The sequence below is a fragment of the Rhodohalobacter sulfatireducens genome, from assembly GCF_022012475.1.
Taxonomy (GTDB): domain Bacteria; phylum Bacteroidota; class Rhodothermia; order Balneolales; family Balneolaceae; genus Rhodohalobacter; species Rhodohalobacter sulfatireducens.
Genome location: NZ_JAKLWS010000036.1, coordinates 14,918 through 34,120, shown reverse-complemented (window position 1 = coordinate 34,120; position 19,203 = coordinate 14,918). Strand labels below are relative to the sequence as shown.

The following is a 19,203-nucleotide window of genomic DNA, read 5'->3' as shown; positions in this document are numbered from 1 at the left end:
ATCAGGATTCTTCATCAAATAATTGAATAATTTTCTTCGCTAGCGTTGTATTGGTAGTAATAGCATTTCCTGTTTCGATGGTTTTTTCACCGTGTACATCTGTAAATGAGCCACCCGCCTCCGAAACAACAGGCAACAGTGCCGCCGCATCCCAAATACTTAGAATGGGGTCAATCATAATATCAGCTCTTCCGGATGCAACCATCATATGTCCATATGCATCCCCCCAGGTGCGGTGAATGCGAGTCGATTTCAATAAAGATTCAAGTGGTTTTTGGAATCCATGTTCCTCGTAGGTTGTAACATCCGTACTCAAAAATGTGGCTTTAGACAGATCTTTACACTCTCTAACCTCTATCTCAGAACCATTCAACGTACATCCTAAATCCGTAGCAGCTGCAACCATTTCATCCAAAGCTGGAGCGTAAATCACACCAACCTCAGGCTGACCCTCCACCAGGATACCAATAAGCGTGGTATAGAAAGGAATACCGTGAATGAAAGATTGGGTACCATCAATAGGATCGAGAACCCAAACCACATCGGCATCTTCATTTTCAGTGCCAAACTCCTCACCGATTATGCCGTGCTCCGGGTAGTACTTGTTGATCTTTTCACGAATTACTTTTTCCGCATTTCGATCGGCATTGGTTACCGGCGTGTCGTCTGACTTGAATTCAAGGTCAAATGATTTCTTATAATATTTAAGCGTTGATTTTCCACCTTCTTCGGCAAAATCAACAGCAGCGCTCTGTAGTTCTTGTAGTGATATTTTCATACTTCAATTGTTAGCTTGCCTTTTCATTTGGGCAATTTTAATATATACTTAATTTTAAAAATGATCAGGTTTAAGCATCACCAATTAAATCACACCCGAACTCCCTTCCATTCAAATCAAAAAATAATCTATTCATCTCAAAACATCTCTCTAAATCCATAGTCAAGGTTATTTAATTATGAAGAAATTACACACCATTCCATTATCTATTTTTCTCTTAATTCTTTTCTGTGTTGATTTGAAAGCACAAGTAGGGCCTGAGGAAACAAGTGCTTATGATCTTTCAGAGATGACTCATCTTGGAGGGACTCGAATCTACTCAGTCAATTCAACCGATATTGAAGGTACCCCACTTTTAAATGATGAATTTAAAAAGGGCCGTTTTCTTTTTACCTCTGGCAACCAAAGTGAAATAGTACCCATCAATTATGACCTTGAACAGAATCTAATTTTATTCAAAAAAGATGACCAGATAATGATTCTTGAGAACGTAGATGTAAAAGGCTTCTCTTTTGAACCGCCCCGGGATTATGATCGATCTGAAAACGTTCAGGAAAAATACACGTTTCGAGTTTCTGACAGCGAATTTGATTTTACCGAACCCACCCCTGTTCAGGTGTTGTACGATCAAAACGGGGCCATTAAACTTTTTGCCATCCACAAAGTAAAATTTGTTAGAGGAAACAGGCAAGATCCATTCACGGGAAAAATAACCAACCGGTATAAAAGTGATACTGAGTATTTTCTAAAAATACCTGGCAATGAAATGCATAAACTGCGTAGGTTACGAGCAAAAGAGATTATAAATGCACTCGGTGGCGATTCCAAAAAAGAGTTATATACGTTTATTGATGAAAATGACCTTGATGATAAATCAGAAAGAGATTTAGTACGACTTCTTGCCCATTATGAATCAAAAATCACTGCCGGCAACGAGTAATCAATATTCGAATATTTCTTTATGAGATTAACTCGCCAGATGTTTAATTTCCCTCCCTTTCAAATCACGAAATCAACAGAAATTTTTTTTAGAAGAGAAGTGATATAATTTTTATGACAGAAGCCCAGATCATTAAACAAATTTCCAATACGCTTTCCCTTTCCGAGAAACAGGTAAAAACAACAGCAGATTTAATTGATGAAGGAGCCACCATTCCTTTCCTCGCACGATACAGGAAAGAGGCCACTGGCGGCCTGGATGAGGAGCAACTACGTTCCATACGAGACATGCTTGAATTCCATCGAACACTTGAAGATCGCAAGAAAACGATCCTGAAGGCGATCAAAGAGCAGGATAAACTCACACCGGAACTTGAGGAGAAGATTAAAGCCTGTAAAGACATGCAGACTCTCGAGGATCTTTACCTTCCCTACAAGAAGAAGCGAAAAACAAAAGGTGATATGGCCAAAGAGAAAGGTCTTGAGCCGCTTGCAGAGCTGATTTGGGCTCAGGAGATTGAAGATGGAAATCCGCTTGAATATGCCCGAGAGTACATCAGCGAAGATAACGAAATTCCGGATGCAGATACAGCTTTAACGACATCGTTAGATATTGTGGCCGAATGGATCAACGAGTCTGTGGATGTGCGTGATACTCTTCGTGTAATTATGAGAAAACATGGTGTGATCAGCTCAAAGAAAAATCCGGCTGTAAAAGAGCGAACAAATTTTGAGGATTACTACGAATTCAACAATCGTGTGCAGTACATCAAACCGCACCAAACACTGGCGTTAAATCGCGGTGAAAGGGAAAATGTTCTTTTTGTGAATGTGGAGTTAAATACAGATCGAACACTGGATAATCTGGATGATGTAGTGATCGAAAATGATCTTTCCATTTTTACTCCCTATTTGCAGGATGCGGTCGAAGATGCTTACAAGCGGCTGCTGTTTCCATCACTTGAACGTGAACTTAGAAATGAACTCACCGAACAAGCAGATGAACACGCTATTCAAACATTCGCAACCAACCTCAAAAACCTGTTGATGCAGCCTCCCCTGAAAGACCAGGTTGTAATGGGGGTCGATCCCGCGTACAGAACCGGCTGTAAGGTGGCTATCGTCAATGAAACGGGCCAATACTTGGAGGGATCAACCATTTATCCAACACCACCGCAGGAAAAAATTAAAGAGAGTGCCGAGGTTGTAAACCGGTATATTAATAAGCACGATGTTACACTCATTGCCATTGGAAACGGAACCGGCAGCCGTGAAACAGAAAAGTTCATTGCTGATGTAATCCGGGAGCGAAAAGAGAAAAATCCGGATGAAACGCTGAACTACCTGATTATCAGTGAAGCCGGTGCATCTGTCTATTCTGCATCAAAGATTGCCCGGGAGGAGTTTCCTGACCTGGATGCCGCCCAGCGAGGAAATATTTCGATAGCCCGGAGGGTTCAGGATCCGTTGGCAGAGCTTGTAAAAATCGATCCGAAATCGATTGGTGTTGGGTTGTACCAGCATGACATCAATCAAACCGCACTCTCCAAAAAACTGGATGATGTGGTGGAGAGCTGTGTAAATGATGTGGGAGTGAATTTGAATACGGCAAGTTCGGAGCTGCTTACTCATATTTCGGGTTTGAGCAGAAGAGTCGCAAAGAATATTGTGGAATATCGCGAGAAAAAAGGGCGGATTGGAAATCGGGATGAGATTAAAGAAATTAGCGGTGTGGGTGATTTTCGGTTTCAGCAGGCAGCAGGATTTTTGAGAATTCCCGAAGGCGAGCACCCCCTGGACAACACAGCCATTCATCCCGAAAGTTATGAGTCTACAGAAAAACTTTGCAATCTTTTTGGAATCCATGTAGAAAGTCTGTCTAAAGAGCAGAAGAAAATTGAAGCTGCTTTGTCAGAGATCAACAAAAAAGAGGTAGCAGGGCAGATTGGGGTGGGCATCCCAACGTTAGAACTGATCATCGAAAACCTTCAAAAACCCGGTCGCGATCCTCGTGAATCACTTCCTAAACCGTTGTTAAGATCAGATATTCTCAAAATGGAAGACCTCTCCCCCGGTATGAAACTGGAAGGCACCGTTCGAAATGTGGTCGATTTTGGAGCATTTGTAGATATCGGTGTAAAGCAAGACGGACTCCTTCACATATCAAATATGGCTAAAGACAAACGAGTCAATGACCCCCATGATGTAGTTGCCGTTGGAGATATCATCGATGTAGAAATCACCAATTTAGACCTGGAACGCGGACGGATTGGATTGGCATTGGTTTAGTTTCACAGTCATCGGTTGAGTGGTTTTGATAATATTTAGAAATCCAGCTTATACACTCATCCAATGACTCTTTCAATATAATTTTTAGATGATAAATCTGTTTATCTATATTGCATTAAACCGGTGAAATAAAAAAAAGCTTCGTGATGAGTAAAGCACAAAAAGAAAAATCTGAACCTAAAGTGCATAAGAAGTCACAATTTTCTGTTAAAAAAGATCCCAAAACAGGTCTTTTTATGCTTTCGGGTCCATCTTTTAAAAAAGAAGATATCGACAGATCATTTCCGAAGGATCACGAAGACAGAGTCTCCACAGTTATGCGACGATCTGTTGGATTATGAAGATTTTGTTTGATACGAGTGCACTTCTATCTCTATTTGTGATAAAGCATCCGAATCATCAACCCATGGTTGATTTCTTTCTGGATAAATCAAAAGCCGGAGATCAACTTTTTATTTGTAACCATTCGATAGCTGAGTTTTTCCGTCACATCACAAGTGGCCGCCGGTATTTGAGCTATAACCCCACCCAAGCAAATAAACTGCTTAGAAAAAGTATAAAAGAAAATTTCAAATCTGTCTCACTTGACTCAGAAGACTATTATAACGTTATACAGACGATGAAAAAATTATCACTTCTTGGAGCCATTGTTTATGATGCTTTGATCGCTAAAGCAGCTGATAAAATTGATGCAGACCAAATTGTTACGTATAACATTCAGGTTTTCCAACGAGTTTGGTCTTTGTCTTCAGCTGAACTTGTTGAGCCTTAATGTTAATAACGAGTCGAATATCCCATAATAATTTGTTTGCTGTTCGAGATATCATCGATGTAGAAATCACCAATTTAGATCTGGAATGCTGACGGATTGGGCTGGCTTTGGTTTGAGCCGATTGGTCATCGATTAAGGAAATAAGTTTGGAAATCCTGGTATTGGATAATGCCATCTAATCATTTAGATGACTGTTTGATCCCTAAACCTCACATCTCTAAATGCTGAATGAGATAAACTCTCTGCGTTCCTCAGCGTCACAGCGGTTTAAACTTAACCGCAGTGTTCGCAGGGTTACGCTGAGAAAAACTGCATTTCACCTCTTTACTTTCTCATGTCTAAAGTCTTTTATTTTATAGGCTTAAAAACATTTTAACCTGTAATTGAATTATCAACTTGTCTGAAAATCAGAACAAAATCGACAACGTACTTTCATCTCTTTCATTTGAAGTAGATGATCAATGTCTGCAATCACTCAAAGGCCAACTCCGTGGAACGCGGACGGATTGGGCTGGCTTTGGTTTAAGCCGGTTGGTCATCGATTAAGGAATTAAGTTTGGAAATCCTGGTATTGGATAATGCCATCTAATCATTTAGATGACTGTTTGATCCCTAAACTTCACATCTCTAAAAGCTAAATGAGATAAACTCTCTGCGTTCCTCAGCGTCACAGCGGTTTAATCTTAACCGCAGTGTTCGCAGGGTTACGCCGAGAAAAACTGCATTTCACCTCTTTACTTTCTCATACCTAAAGAAATTTACAACTTTAAATTGTTGCTGGATGTGAACACTCATCCGATAACACTTCTTATCAAAACTTCCATAAGACATTTGCCTAAAGTCTTTTATTTTACAGGCTTAAAATCAATTTTAACCTGAAATTGGATTATCAAATTGTCTGAAAATCAGAACAAAATCGACAACGTACTTTCATCTCTTTCATTTGAAGTAGATGATCAACGTTTGCAATCACTCAAAGGCCAACTCATTCTTATCAAGGCCGGGGGAAATGCTTTAACCGATGAAGAGACTAAACATGAAATCGTTTCTCAGATCTCTATCCTTAACCAGCTCGGCGCAAAAGTGGTGGTTGTGCATGGCGGTGGAATTGAGATTAAACAGCTTTTGGATGATGTGGGAGTCGTTTCCGAGTTTGTCGGCGGACATCGAAAAACGGATGCAAAAGCGATGGGTTATGTAGAAATGGCCCTCAGTGGTATGGTGAATAAAGAGTTGGTTGGAATTCTGAATGCAAGTAATGTTAGAGCCGTCGGAATTTCGGGACGAGATGCCTCCATGGTGCGTGCCAAAAAACGATTTCACATTGTTGAAACTGACGGATCTGAAGAGAAGCACGACCTGGGTTTTGTCGGCGATGTTGATGAAATCGACACCAAATTGATCAAAACGTTGGTAGATGCCGATTACATTCCGGTCCTCTCTCCTGTGTCATCCGGTAAAAATGGGAAAAGCTATAATATCAATGCCGATATGTTTGCCGGTCATATGGCGGGTGCATTGAAAGCGGAGAAATTTGTAGCTCTGACAAATATTGATGGATTACTGGAAAATATTGATGACCCGGATTCGATTATTTCTAAACTTACCTCCGATCAAGCGCGCGATCTGTTTGGATCAGTCATACAGGGAGGTATGATCCCAAAAATTGAAGCCTGTCTCATCGCCATCGAAAAAGGCGTAAAATCATCTCACATAATTAACGGTACGAAAACGGAGCTTTTATTACGTATCTTACTGACTGATGATAAACTTGGAACTGAGATCAAAAACTAAGATTTTTCAAAGTCTTAACATCGAAGTCTGAGAGTCATCAGATGAGTGTATGTTGAGACATTGTATTTTCTCTTGCTGTCATATAATTACTTTAATGAGTTATCGGATGAGTGTTTAAATTAAAAATAAATGTTTGCTCTATACACTCATCCGATGACTACCAATTATTAAAAATTTCAATTTCTATAAAACCATGGCCAAAAACATCCCCGGAAAAGTTTTCAAAACTGTGAAAAGCATTTTCGGTAAAGAACCCGCTCAAAAGAAAGCCGAAAAATATCATTTTGACCTCTATGGACGCTACCCTATCGCTTTGGTAAAGGGAAAGGGCTCCAAAGTTTGGGATGACGAGCACAATGAATATATCGATGCACTTGCGGGAATCGCCGTAAATAGCCTTGGCCATTCCCATCCACGAATTGTGAAAGCGATTCAGAAACAGGCTGAAAAACTGATTCACGTCTCCAATTTTTACTACAACGAACCGCAGAGTAACCTCGCGGAAATGCTGGTGAAGCTTTCAGGCCTTGACAAGGCATTTTTCTGTAACAGCGGTGCTGAGGCCGTTGAGGGTTCCATCAAACTTGCCCGACGCTATTCATACAAAAAAGGTAAGACCGGAACGATCATTAGTATGCAAAATTCGTTTCACGGACGAACTCTTGGAACCATAGCGATGGGGAAAGAGAAATACCAGGAAGGTTACAGTCCAATTCCTCCCGGCTTCAAACATATTCACATGAATGATGTGGAAGAACTGGAAAATTCTGTTGATGAAGAGACTGTAGCGATTATCATCGAACCGATCCAGGGAGAAGGCGGTATTGTTGAGGCAACTCCTGAATATTTGAAAACGGCCAGGAAGCTCTGCAATCAGCATGAAATTCCGTTGATCTTTGATGAGGTACAATGTGGTATCGCGAGAACTGGAAAGATGTTTGCCCACGAGCACTATGGAATCAAACCAGATATTATGCCTCTTGCAAAAGCGTTGGGATCCGGGTTCCCAATTGGTGCAGTAGTGGCCAAGGAGGAATTCGCTAAAGCGTTTGATCACGGCAGCCATGGCACCACATTTGGCGGCAATCCGCTGGCTTGTGCCGCTGCTGTTGAAACGTTGAAAACAATCTTGGATGAGGATATCTGTGAGAAAGCCAGGGTTCGCGGAGATTATGTTAAAACGCGACTCTCTGATCATTCAAGTCACTGGAACGCTATCCGTGAGGTTCGCGGTAAAGGATTGATGATTGGCGTTGAACTGGCATTTCCCGGCGGCGATGTTGTAAAAGAGATGCTCAACAGGGGAATCCTCTCAAACTGTGCCTCAGGAAATGTGATTCGGCTGGTCCCACCACTCATCATCAACAAAGATGAATTGGATAAAATTGTAGACGTACTCGTAGAATCGATTAAAGAAGTAGAAAAGAAGAATGGCCAAGCATAAAGTAGGAATTGTAGGAGCGTCCGGTTACACAGGATCAGAATTAGTCAGGCTCCTTACGCATCATCCCGATGTAACTCTTGAATTTGTAACCAGCGAGAGCTATACCGGCAAAAAAATCACAGATATACATCCACATTTCCAGGATCTCGTAGATATCACACTGGTTTCGATTGATGATGTACATGAGTATGAACCAGATCTTGTTTTCCTCGCACTCCCCCATGGCGTGTCGATGAATTTCGTAAAAGAACACGGTTTGGATGATTTTATCATTATCGATCTATCCGGTGATTTCAGATTTTCATCACAAAGCGTTTATGAAAAATGGTACAAAAAAGATCATGTATCTGCAGAGTATATGGAGCAATCTGTATACGGACTCCCTGAACTCTTTCGTGATAAGATTCGAAATGCACAATTGATTGCTAATCCGGGTTGTTATCCGACATCAGCCATTTTAGCACTTGCACCGCTGATCAAACAGGGATATATCAACCCATCTTCCATTGTGGTTGATTCAAAATCCGGTGTAACCGGGGCCGGGGCTAAACCTAAAGAGGGTCTTCATTTTCCGGACGTATTTGGTAATTTTTCTGCCTATTCATTAGTCAACCACCGGCACACACCCGAAATTGAACACACACTTCTAAATTACAGTGGATATACAACAGAGGTGTTATTCACCCCTCATCTGCTGCCAATTGATCGTGGCATTTTAACGACTACCTACAGCACTCCCAAGAAAGAAGTAAATAAGGAGATGGTGGAAGAACTTTTCCATTCAGTATATGAGAAGGAACATTTTGTAAGAGTTTTCGACTCTCCGCCGTCGCTAAAGAATATTCGTGGATCCAACTATTGTGATATTCACGCAGCTTATGATGAACGCACACACAAAATCATAACGATTTCGACCATCGACAATCTTGTGAAAGGTGCAGCCGGCCAAGCGGTCCAAAATATGAATATCGTATTTGGACTCATTGAATCGACCGGATTGAAGCAAATTCCGCTTAACCCATAAGATGGTTTGAACCTGTTTTTCTTCGACAAAGAGAAGAGAACAAAAAAAGCTGAATTTAAATGGATTTTTTTCTTATCATCACGGAAGCTAATGCAAGACAGTCCATTCAACATATTGCCAGTGAACCAAGATTTAGGAAATTCTTTCCTCAATCCAACACCACCGGTACGTACAGCTCCTCCCGGCAGGCGGGTCTAAACTCTTCTCTTTTGGAGAAGGCAGATTATGTCTTCTCTGTTTCGCCTACCAATCAATCGTTTTCCCAAAATAATTTTTATACACTAAAACTATGTTAAATAACATTACTCACGTTCGTGGATTTACTTGCTGGGGTGCCCATATGGGGATCAAATCTAAACGACGAGATATCGCCCTGATCTACTCAAAAGTACCGGCATCAGCAGCGGCCGTTTTCACCCGAAACATAGTGGCCGCGGAACCGATAAAACTGAGTCGCCAGCACATTAAGGATGGAATGGCGCAGGCTTTTATCATCAATTCCGGAAATGCAAATGCATGTACCGGGAAAGAAGGCTGGAAAGGAGCGGTTGCGATGGCTGAGACAACTGCCAAAGAATTAAAAATCAAAAAAGAAGCTGTATTGGTTGCTTCCACCGGTTTGATTGGCGAGCCCTTTCCTACCGAAAAAGTTGTGAAGGGAATCAAGGAATGTGTAAAAAAATTGTCAGACCGGGTGATTGCAGGGTCACTGACCGCAAACGCCATTCTTACAACCGATACATTTGCCAAAGAAGGCTTTACCTCTTTTTCTGTGGATGGAAAAGAGATCAACATGGCCGGAATTGCCAAAGGTTCCGGTATGATTCATCCAGATATGGGTACGATGCTGGGTTTTATAGTCTGTGATATTGCCATCAGCCCGGAACTTCTTGATGAAGCACTTCGAACTGCCGTGGATAAATCTTTCAATATGATTACAGTGGATGGTGATACCTCTACAAACGACATGGTTTCGATCATGTGTAATGGAGAGGCCGGAAATGAGAAGATCACCGAAAAAGATGCAAATTATGATCTGTTTCTGGCCAATCTTGAACAGCTCTGTACCCACCTTGCTAAACTCATTATTTCTGATGGCGAAGGTTCCACGAAGCTGATTGAATATCACACGGAAGGAGCCAGAACAGAGAAAGAAGCACGACAGGTTGTCCGAACTGTATCTAACTCCAATCTTGTGAAAACAGCCATTTTTGGATCAGATCCAAATTGGGGACGAATTATCGCTGCCGCCGGCCGATCCGGTATTGAGTTCGATCCAGAAAATGTAGACCTCTACATCGGTGCTGAAATCAATAAGATGGAACAGGTTGTAAAAGAAGGGCAGCCGATCGATGGTGTTCGGAAGAAGCTCAAAAAAGTGATGAATGAATCAAACATTATCATCATGATCGACTTGAACCAGGGCGATGAAAAAGCGGTCGGCTGGGGATCTGACTTCTCTTACGAGTATGTAAGAATTAACGCAGAGTATACAACCTAAAGTAAAACGGGTCGCCGACCCGTTTCATCCCAACCCCCGAACTGGTTCAAGTCTGTAGTTTAGGCTTATTCAACCAGCACAAGTTGCAAACTTGCGCCAGGCACAGTCCAAAATTCGAGTTTGTGGTGTATACATGACCCAAACTGGTTCAAGTTTGTAACTTGGACCCATTCAACCGGCACAAGTGTATAAAACCTAAAGTAAAACGGGTCGCCGACCCGTTTCATCCCAACCCCCGAACTGGTTGAAGTTTGTAACTTGGCCCCATTCAACCGGCACAAGTGTATAAAACCTAAAGTAAAACGGGTCGCCGACCCGTTTCATCCCAACCCCCGAACTGGTTCAAGTCTGTAGTTTAGGCTCATTGAACCAGCACAAGTTGCAAACTTGCGCCAGGCAGAGAATTTGGCAGCCGATTCAGTAAATGGTAAACGGCTCAGCGAACCGTTTTACGAGTATTCTTCAACTACTTTTAGCACCTTCTTTAAATCTTCATCATCCACTTGAAAATGGAAAGTTGCGCGTATGGTTTTTGGGCCGAAAGGTACGAACACAATTCCCTGATCTGAGAATTTTTGAATAGCCTTATCCGCCGTTTCTCCCACCACATCAAACAGAACAATGTTTGTATCGACAGTTGAGAGATCAATTTTAAAAGCCGGATTTTTTGAAATTGCTTCTGAAAACTCTTTGGCCCGTTTGTGATCATCATCTAAAAGCGGCCAGTGATTCTCTACTGCAAAATCCGCTGCCTCTGCCAGCAAACCAATTTGTCGCATACCTCCTCCCCACATCTTTCGAATCCGTCGTGCCTTTTTAATTCTATCTTTTGAGGAAAGTATCATTGAACCAACAGGTGCCCCCAATCCTTTACTGAAACAGATTGAAATGGTATCCGCAATGGTGCTGAAAAATTCTGGCTGAATTCCCGATGCGGTCATCGCATTCCAAATTCTTGCCCCATCAAGATGAACAGACAAATGATGTTCATCGGCAAGTTTATGAATTTCAATGAGTTCATTCTTCTTGTAGTATGCTCCTCCCCCTTTATTTGTTGTGTTTTCAATCGCTATAACCCTGGTATGTGGATCCCAGTCATTTTTGGGCCGAATCGCCGGTTCTATCAATTTTCTGTTTAGCTTCCCCCGATCTCCTTTCAAAGGCCTTAATTGAATAGAGGAAAGGTGAGCTGCTGCACCGGATTCGTAGTTAAACACATGCCCCGTTTCATCGATAATTACCTCATCGCCGGGCTTGGTGAGCAGATGAAGAGAGAGCTGATTTCCCATCGTTCCACTCGGCACAAACAGCCCGGCCTCCATCCCGAACAGATCAGCCATTTTTTGCTGAAATTTATTAACCGTCGGATCCGTCTCAAACACGTCATCCCCTACTTCCGCCTGGGTCATCGCCTCCAGCATTTCGGGTGTTGGGCGTGTTATGGTATCGCTTCGTAAATCTATCATTCTTTTGAATTGTAGAATTTTGATTGATAAATGTTGATTTAATATTTGGGTTTTTCACCCCTAAGGTTCTGGGCTGAAAGAGTCACAAATCGACCGCCAATTCGAACTCTGCAAGGACCTGACGGACATTCGCAGGTTCTCTTTTTAATTTAATCGTATTTAAAAAATCCTTCACCCGTTTTATCTCCTAATTTTCCTGCATCTACCATTTTTACTAACAGCGGACAGGGACGGTATTTCGGGTCTTTAAACCCATCATACAAAACATTCAAAATATCGAGGCAGACATCCAGTCCGATGAAATCAGCGAGTCGCAGCGGCCCCATCGGGTGAGCCATTCCCAGTTTCATAACCTGGTCGATATCTTCCGGTTCTGCTACTCCTTCATACACACAGAAAATAGCTTCGTTGATCATCGGCATGAGAACACGATTCGATACAAAACCGGGTGAATCATCAGCCGAAACAGGAACTTTTCCAAGTTTTTCGGCCAGACCCATAACAGTTTGAGTGGTCTCTTCACTCGTTTCCAATCCGTTGATTACTTCAACCAGCTTCATTACCGGGACGGGATTGAAAAAGTGCATCCCGATGAATCTATCAGGACGTTTGGTCTGAGCCGCCAATTTTGTGATGGAAATAGATGATGTATTCGAAGCTAAGATCGTGTGTTTTGGTGCATTTTCATCTACTTCCTGAAATACCTTTTTTTTAAGGTCAAACTGCTCCGGAATTGCCTCTACGACAAGGTCTGCTTTCATCACTCCTTCTACCGTGTTCAGAGTAGAATGAATTCTTTGAAGTGTGGCTTTCTTATCATCATTCGAGATCTTCTGCTTCGAAAGCATTCTGTCCAGATTTTTTTCGATCGCATCCAGTGCTTTATCAAGAAATTGCTGTTTCGCCTCAACCAGTGTCACCTCAAAGCCACTCATAGCGAAGACATGAGCAATGCCATTTCCCATTGTTCCTCCGCCAATCACAGATACATTTTTTATGTCATTCATCTTCGCTCCAAATTTTCAATTGATTATCATTACTTTCGGTTCTGAGAGTATGTATTTTGTGATGAATTTTCAATCTTACACCAAACTTCATTTTCACACAGAAGCTATTACATGAAATTTATTTTAAAACTTCTGATTTTTATTGGAATCTTATTCATCGGGGTCGCAATCCTGTCCGTTTACTGGACATTTTATTTACCACTTCCTGAATACAACTCCAATGTACAACTTGACGGACTTCAACAACAAACCGAAGTGCATTGGGATCCATATGCGGTTCCCTATATTTATGCTGAAAATGAAGATGACCTGTATTACACGATCGGGTATATCCACGCACAGGAGCGATTGTGGCAGATGACACTCTCCCAGATCGCGGCTGAAGGTAGATTTGCCGAATTTTTGGGTGAGGACCTGGTTGAGTATGATATCTATCAACGGACTCTTGGATTTTGGGAAACGGCAAAACGAATTGAGGCTGAAGCCCCGGATTCACTGATTCATATCATGGAACAGTATTCGGCAGGTGTAAATGAGTTCATACGTCAAAATGAAAGCAATCTTTCGGCTGAATTTACACTTCTTGATGTGAAACCAATCGAATGGACACCTACCCATTCATTCGCTCTTTTACGTTTGATGGCGTGGGATCAAAACATCCATTGGTGGAGCGAGTTAACATATGCATACCTGGCGGAGCAGATGGACTTTTACAATTTTCAGCAGCTTGTTCCGGTGTATGATAATCAATATCCAACCACACTTTCAGAATCTGAATCATCAGGCTTCGCTTCGGCTGCTATACCCTTCTTAGAAACCGAATTGGAATTCAGGAGGTTTCTTCAGAAGAAAGGAACTCAATTCGGAAGTAATGCTTGGGCTGTAAATGGAAGTAAAACAGATTCCGGCCTTCCTATCCTCGCAGGCGATCCGCACATGGGTTTAAATATTCCCGGTTTTTGGTACGAGGCTTCCTATCATACACCCAATCATCAGATTTCAGGAGCCACAATTCCAGGTTTTCCTTTTGTGGTTTTGGGACAGAATGAGCATCTGGCCTGGTCGATGACCAATATCATGTCGGACGACACAGATTTCTTCTCTGAGCAGGTCAATCGCGAAAATCCGAATGAGTACATTGTTGACAGCGTAACCGATTCGATAACAACATATCAAGAGTTCCAGACACGCAAAGAAATTATTGAGGTAAAAGGCAGTGATGATGAATTCCATATCGTTCGAAGTACAAAGCACGGGCCTGTTATTAGCGACATTCATCCGGACTCCTCTCTCGGTGATAAAGTGATCAGCTTAGAGTGGATGGGACACGAAGTCAGCCAGGAACTCTGGGCTGTCTATAAGATGAATCACGCAGAAACGATGGGGCAATTTCAAGATGCTGTAGCGTTGTTCCATTCACCCGGCATGAATTTTATCTATGCAGACAGAGAAAATAATATCGCAATATTTACAGGAGCCAATTTACCGATTCGTGATTACAACCCGCTCATGTTCAGAGATGGTTGGGACCCTTCATATGACTGGCAAGACACCATTCCTTTTGATCAACTTCCTCACAAGATTAACCCGGAGGAAGGATTTGTGGCTCATGCCAACAATAAAATGCACACCGACAGCTATCCGTACTATATCTCCACATTTTGGGAGCCACCCTCAAGAATTATGAGAATTAATCAGTTACTGGAAACGAACAACAGCCTGAATGTTGAAAATTTTGAGACAATACAAAATGATGTTTACTCTGAACACGCCCGTGAGACAACTGAAATGATTCTACCGATACTTCGAAGCGGCGAAAATGCAGACCAAGTACAAACCGCTCTCTCCTATCTTGAGAACTGGAATTTCGAGTATACGTCAACCTCCACAGCAGCCTCAATATTTGACCTGTTTTTCATCAATCTATCCAGAAACATTTTGGTAGATGATATCGGTGAAACAGTGTTCGATAATTTAGCACGTCTTGAACATCTGCCGGTAACTATTATCTCTGAGATGCTCAAAAATAACAGCACCTATTTTGATGATAAAAACACATCCCAAACAGAAACCCGGGATCAGATTGTACGTGAGAGTATGGTTCAAACGCTTCAACAGTTGAACAGCGAATTTGGCTCTGAACCGTTTGAATGGCGATGGGAAAATGTACTTGATTTCACACTAAGGCCGCCATTACTTGGAGAAGCAAGCCAAAACCCGGACTCACCCGGCGTTCTAAAAGTGATTGTAAATAATCTGTTCAGCAAAGGCCCCTATACAGTTAGCGGCAATAGCATGTCCATCAACAAAGCCCAGTATAGCTGGGATTTTCCCTTTGAGATGCATTTAGGACCTTCCATCCGCAGGATCGTAGATTTTTCAACTCCCGGTAAATCGCAGAGTATTTTGCCAACCGGCCAGTCCGGGAATCCACTCTCCACCAATTATGGAGATCAAACCAACTTGTGGCTTGAGGGCCGCTACCGATTTATCTATCAAGATAGTACCTTCTTCAGGGAAACCAGCTATCAAACCATGACACTTTCACCGAACTAACTCATAAATTCGTTTTTGAAACATGAAATCAGTCTTTCCATTTGCTCAAAATAACGCAAGAAAAACCAGTTTTTTAACCCTTCTATTCATTTTAATTAGCATTTCAATCTATACTGCGGCAGCAACGATCTCAGGTTCTGAAAATGAGTTGGGCAACACCATCTCATTTGAAGAAAATGAAGATATTGATGTTGAATCTCTGTTGGATGAAATGACTCTTGATGAAAAAATTGGCCAGCTTTTTATGGTTCGGGCATACGGTGAATTTTCAAACGATCGTGACCTGGATTACCTGCGGTTAAAAGAACTGATAACCGACTATCATGTAGGCGGAATCATTTTTTTCCAGGGGGATGTTTATGGCCAGGCAGTGAGAAACAACGAACTTCAAAAAATTGCTAAATATCCCCTCTGGATTGCACAGGATATGGAGTTTGGTGCTGCAATGCGTATTGACGGCACCACCCGGATTACACCGGCGATGGGAATAGCTGCAACAGGTAATTCTTACAATGCCTATCTAAAGGGGAAAATAACAGCACATGAAGCAAAAGCCATTGGGGTACATCAAATCTATGCACCCGTGCTGGATGTAAACAATAATCCCAACAACCCGGTGATTAATGTTCGATCTTACTCTGCAGACCCGGGAATGGTTGCTGAATATGGTGAAGAGTTCATGAAAGGTGTTCAAAGTGAAGGTTTGATCTCAACGGGCAAGCATTTTCCAGGCCATGGTGATACGGAAACGGATTCTCACCTGGCACTTCCCACCATCACACATGATTATGCAAGGCTTGATTCCGTTGAACTTGCTCCCTTCCGTCAGTCTATCAACGAGGGGATGCAGAGCATTATGAGTGCACATATATCATTTCCAAATATCAGTGAAAATGAAAGACTTCCCGGCACACTTGATCCATCTATTCTAAATAAAATTCTTATCGATAGCCTCTCTTTTAACGGACTCATTGTAACAGACGGTTTGGAGATGCAGGGTATTGCGGCACACTACTCACCCGGCCAAGCGGTAATAAAAGCATTGCAAGCCGGAGCGGATCAAATGCTGGTAAGTACAGATGAAAAAGCAGCCATTAATGAGATCAAAAAAGCAGTTGAATCCGGTGAATTATCTGAAGAGCGTATCGATTTTTCAGTTCGTAAAATTCTTCAATTGAAGGCCGATAAAGGAATTTTTTCAAACCGATTGGTGAATATTGAGTCGTTAAATTATAAAATCAATACACCGCAATTTCAGAATACAGCTAATCGAATTGTTAGAGAATCCGTTACTGTTTTAAAAGATGAAGATATTTTACCGATCCGCCAGATAGATTATCCAAATATATTAGTTGTTGGAATATCAGATGGTGAAGAGCATTCCTCCGCAAGAACGTTAAGACGAGAGATCAGTCGGTATCACGAAAATGTGCAGTATCACTCGTTAGATTACAGGACCAGCAACGAAGAGATTCAGGAATTGATGGAAGATGCCCAACAGGCTGACCTGATTATTCTGGGTTCATTCATAAGGGTTCGCTCATATCACTCTCTTCAAATGCCTGAAGAGTACAATCGAATCCTTGAACAACTCTCAGGCTTCGATAAACCGGAAATCCTGCTCTCATTCGGGAACCCATACATTGTTGAAAATTTTTCGGACGCTGATGTTCATCTGATGGCATGGTCGGCCGCAAGTGACCAGGTAAGAGGAACTATTCCGGCCATCTTTGGCGCTTCTGATATCCAGGGCAAATTTCCCGGTGAGGTACCGGGCATGTATGAAATTGGCGATGGAATTGAGATGCCACAATCCACCGTTCGTTATGACGACCCAATTGCCGCAAATATGTCCATCGACTCACTGCTCCAGGTGGATAAAATCATGCAAAGTGCCATCAACGATTCTGTTTTCCCCGGCGGAGTTGTCGGAGTAATGCGAAACGGCGCTCTTGTCTGGCAACAAGCTTACGGATATCACGACTATTCGAAGACAAAAGCGGTCCAAACCAACGGAATTTACGATATGGCCTCCATCACTAAAATTATGGCCACAACAACCTCTATGATGAAATTGGTGGATGAAGGAAAAGTTTCTCTTGATGATCCGATTTCAAAATATATTCCTGAATTTAATGAGGGCTTGAAAAAAGAGATTACCATTCGTCATTTTCTGTTACACACCTCCGGCCTTCCAGCATTTCGAATTTATGTGGATGAATTACGAACCCGCAATGAACTGGTTGAAGCTGTACGAAATGAACCTCTGATTAATGACCCCGGTGAAGAGTATGTTTACAGCGATTTAGGATTCATCCTGCTCGCTGAAATTATTGAAGAGGTGACCGGGAAACGAATCGACGAATACGTGCACGATGAATTTTATGAGCCTATGGGAATGACTTCCACAACCTTCAACCCGGAAGAGATCGGTTCAGTATTGACGAACAGAATTCCGCCTACAGAAATTGATACCGTGTACAACCGGGGTCTCGTTCACAAAAAAGTTCATGATGAACGTGCGTATTTTATGGATGGTGTTTCGGGACATGCCGGATTATTCTCATCCGTCCATGATATGGCTAAATATTTCTTCATGCTATTGAATGACGGGAACTACGGCGGACACCAGTACCTCTCTCCTGAAATTATCGACCTGTTTACGAGTCATCAGTCACCCATTAATCAACGTGGTTTGGGATTTGATCGAAAAAGCGAAGGATTCAGTACTGCAGGAACGCTGACAAGTGAAAATAGTTTTGGGCATACAGGATTCACAGGCACAAGTTTTTGGGTAGATCCGGATGAAAACATCGCAATCATCGTTTTAACAAATCGAACCTATCCCAACAGAAGTTATGGAAGCCGAATCAGTCGAATACGCGCGGAAATTGCAGATGCAGTTATGAAAAGTATCAACTATTGAAAGAACTCAGTTTGGATATATCATCAAACAGTTATACACCTTATTCAAAAAAACCGGAAAGCTGTCTGATTCTGGGCTCCTCAGGGGTTGTTTATCCGGGGGTTAGAGTTGAAAACATCTCCTTCCCGCTAACAATCGCTGCGGTTCAGGCAGGAGTTTGCAGTTGTCTAGGAAATGGAGATGAACCGGTGGCTGTTATGGACGGCAAATCCAACAATGATGGTTTGTCTGAATACTGGACTCAAACATTTCAATTAAAAACACTGGATAGATTACCCGATGACTCAGTGTTATATGATCCGTTGATTGATGGAATAAATGATGTAACCAATCAACTGAAAAACTTATGTGAAAAGAGTGTTTCTGACAGGTCGGGATTTCCGGTGTCGGCTCTGCTGGAAACGAAAGACGGATATATTCCCGGTGTGAACATTGAATTTGAGCAGTGGAATCTGGGCCTTTGTGCAGAGCGGGTTGCCATCGCAAGAGCAATTTCTGTCGGGTTTAATGAATTTAAAGGCATCCATATCTACGCCCCTAAAAGTGAATTTATCAGCCCTTGCGGAGCCTGCAGGCAGGTGCTTTATGAATTCATGCCTGAGCAAGTTGCGCAACTACATCACGATGATGATTCAAAATCAAGACATTTTGTATCACACCTTTTGCCCAACGGATTTACAACAAATTCTCTAAAGAAGTAAGAACTA

At 42.1% G+C, this 19,203-nt stretch carries 16 protein-coding genes and 1 pseudogene; 13 read left to right on the top strand and 4 right to left on the bottom strand.

Features of this window, described 5'->3' with window-relative positions; translation table 11 throughout:
* Position 1: 1 nt before the first annotated feature.
* Entirely contained in the window at positions 2–778 is a 777-nt protein-coding gene (gene hisN, locus L6773_RS18490; protein WP_237856016.1) for a histidinol-phosphatase, read from the bottom strand.
* A 178-nt stretch (positions 779–956) separates the two neighbouring features.
* On the opposite strand from hisN, the gene L6773_RS18485 reads away from it, so the two are divergent.
* The 9 genes from L6773_RS18485 to argJ all read left to right on the top strand — a co-directional run bounded on the left by L6773_RS18485 (position 957) and on the right by argJ (position 10,541).
* Entirely contained in the window at positions 957–1,718 is a 762-nt protein-coding gene (locus L6773_RS18485; RefSeq protein ID WP_237856015.1) for a hypothetical protein, read from the top strand.
* A 113-nt stretch (positions 1,719–1,831) separates the two neighbouring features.
* Entirely contained in the window at positions 1,832–4,006 is a 2,175-nt protein-coding gene (locus L6773_RS18480) for a Tex family protein (RefSeq protein WP_237856014.1), read from the top strand.
* Positions 4,007–4,152: 146 nt separating this feature from the next.
* Positions 4,153–4,347 carry a hypothetical protein gene (locus L6773_RS18475; RefSeq protein WP_237856013.1) on the top strand — a complete coding sequence of 65 codons (195 nt, stop codon included), beginning with the start codon at positions 4,153–4,155 and terminating at the stop codon, positions 4,345–4,347.
* Positions 4,344–4,778 carry a type II toxin-antitoxin system VapC family toxin gene (locus L6773_RS18470; RefSeq protein ID WP_237856012.1) on the top strand — a complete coding sequence of 145 codons (435 nt, stop codon included), beginning with the start codon at positions 4,344–4,346 and terminating at the stop codon, positions 4,776–4,778. Before L6773_RS18475 ends, L6773_RS18470 begins: the two co-directional genes overlap by 4 nt.
* 894 nt (positions 4,779–5,672) lie before the next feature.
* Positions 5,673–6,572, top strand: coding sequence for an acetylglutamate kinase (gene argB, locus L6773_RS18465; RefSeq protein ID WP_237856011.1), 900 nt, complete (start codon positions 5,673–5,675; stop codon positions 6,570–6,572).
* A gap of 193 nt (positions 6,573–6,765) precedes the next feature.
* Positions 6,766–8,016 carry an aspartate aminotransferase family protein gene (locus L6773_RS18460; protein WP_237856010.1) on the top strand — a complete coding sequence of 417 codons (1,251 nt, stop codon included), beginning with the start codon at positions 6,766–6,768 and terminating at the stop codon, positions 8,014–8,016.
* On the top strand, positions 8,003–9,040 hold the full coding sequence (gene argC / locus L6773_RS18455) for an N-acetyl-gamma-glutamyl-phosphate reductase (RefSeq protein ID WP_237856008.1): 1,038 nt from the start codon (positions 8,003–8,005) through the stop codon (positions 9,038–9,040). Before L6773_RS18460 ends, argC begins: the two co-directional genes overlap by 14 nt.
* A 59-nt stretch (positions 9,041–9,099) precedes the next feature.
* On the top strand, positions 9,100–9,336 hold the full coding sequence (locus L6773_RS18450) for a hypothetical protein (RefSeq protein WP_237856007.1): 237 nt from the start codon (positions 9,100–9,102) through the stop codon (positions 9,334–9,336).
* Positions 9,330–10,541: a bifunctional glutamate N-acetyltransferase/amino-acid acetyltransferase ArgJ gene (argJ, locus tag L6773_RS18445; RefSeq protein ID WP_237856006.1), complete on the top strand. Its 1,212-nt coding sequence runs from the start codon at positions 9,330–9,332 to the stop codon at positions 10,539–10,541. The genes L6773_RS18450 and argJ overlap by 7 nt, the downstream gene beginning before the upstream one ends.
* 195 nt (positions 10,542–10,736) lie before the next feature.
* Here argJ and L6773_RS21515 read toward each other — a convergent pair whose 3' ends face one another.
* The 3 genes from L6773_RS21515 to L6773_RS18435 all read right to left on the bottom strand — a co-directional run bounded on the left by L6773_RS21515 (position 10,737) and on the right by L6773_RS18435 (position 13,005).
* Positions 10,737–10,865 (bottom strand): hypothetical protein, encoded by a 129-nt coding sequence (locus L6773_RS21515; RefSeq protein ID WP_255727794.1) that lies wholly within the window; start codon positions 10,863–10,865, stop codon positions 10,737–10,739.
* 125 nt (positions 10,866–10,990) lie between these two features.
* Positions 10,991–12,007, bottom strand: a complete 1,017-nt coding sequence (locus L6773_RS18440; RefSeq protein WP_237856005.1) for a threonine aldolase family protein — start codon at positions 12,005–12,007, stop codon at positions 10,991–10,993.
* Positions 12,008–12,156: 149 nt separating this feature from the next.
* Entirely contained in the window at positions 12,157–13,005 is an 849-nt protein-coding gene (locus tag L6773_RS18435) for a 3-hydroxyacyl-CoA dehydrogenase family protein (protein WP_369431600.1), read from the bottom strand.
* 120 nt (positions 13,006–13,125) lie between these two features.
* Here L6773_RS18435 and L6773_RS18430 point away from each other — a divergent pair, with 120 nt between their 5' ends.
* The 4 genes and pseudogenes from L6773_RS18430 to L6773_RS18415 all read left to right on the top strand — a co-directional run bounded on the left by L6773_RS18430 (position 13,126) and on the right by L6773_RS18415 (position 19,197).
* Positions 13,126–15,570 (top strand): penicillin acylase family protein, encoded by a 2,445-nt coding sequence (locus L6773_RS18430; RefSeq protein WP_237856003.1) that lies wholly within the window; start codon positions 13,126–13,128, stop codon positions 15,568–15,570.
* 22 nt (positions 15,571–15,592) lie between these two features.
* Positions 15,593–18,496, top strand: coding sequence for a serine hydrolase domain-containing protein (locus L6773_RS18425; RefSeq protein WP_369431599.1), 2,904 nt, complete (start codon positions 15,593–15,595; stop codon positions 18,494–18,496).
* A pseudogene (locus L6773_RS18420) lies at positions 18,454–18,621 on the top strand (hypothetical protein); the annotation flags it as partial. The gene L6773_RS18425 and the pseudogene L6773_RS18420, both read left to right, overlap by 43 nt.
* Before the next feature lie 72 nt (positions 18,622–18,693).
* Positions 18,694–19,197: a cytidine deaminase gene (locus tag L6773_RS18415; protein ID WP_237856024.1), complete on the top strand. Its 504-nt coding sequence runs from the start codon at positions 18,694–18,696 to the stop codon at positions 19,195–19,197.
* Positions 19,198–19,203 lie beyond the last annotated feature (6 nt).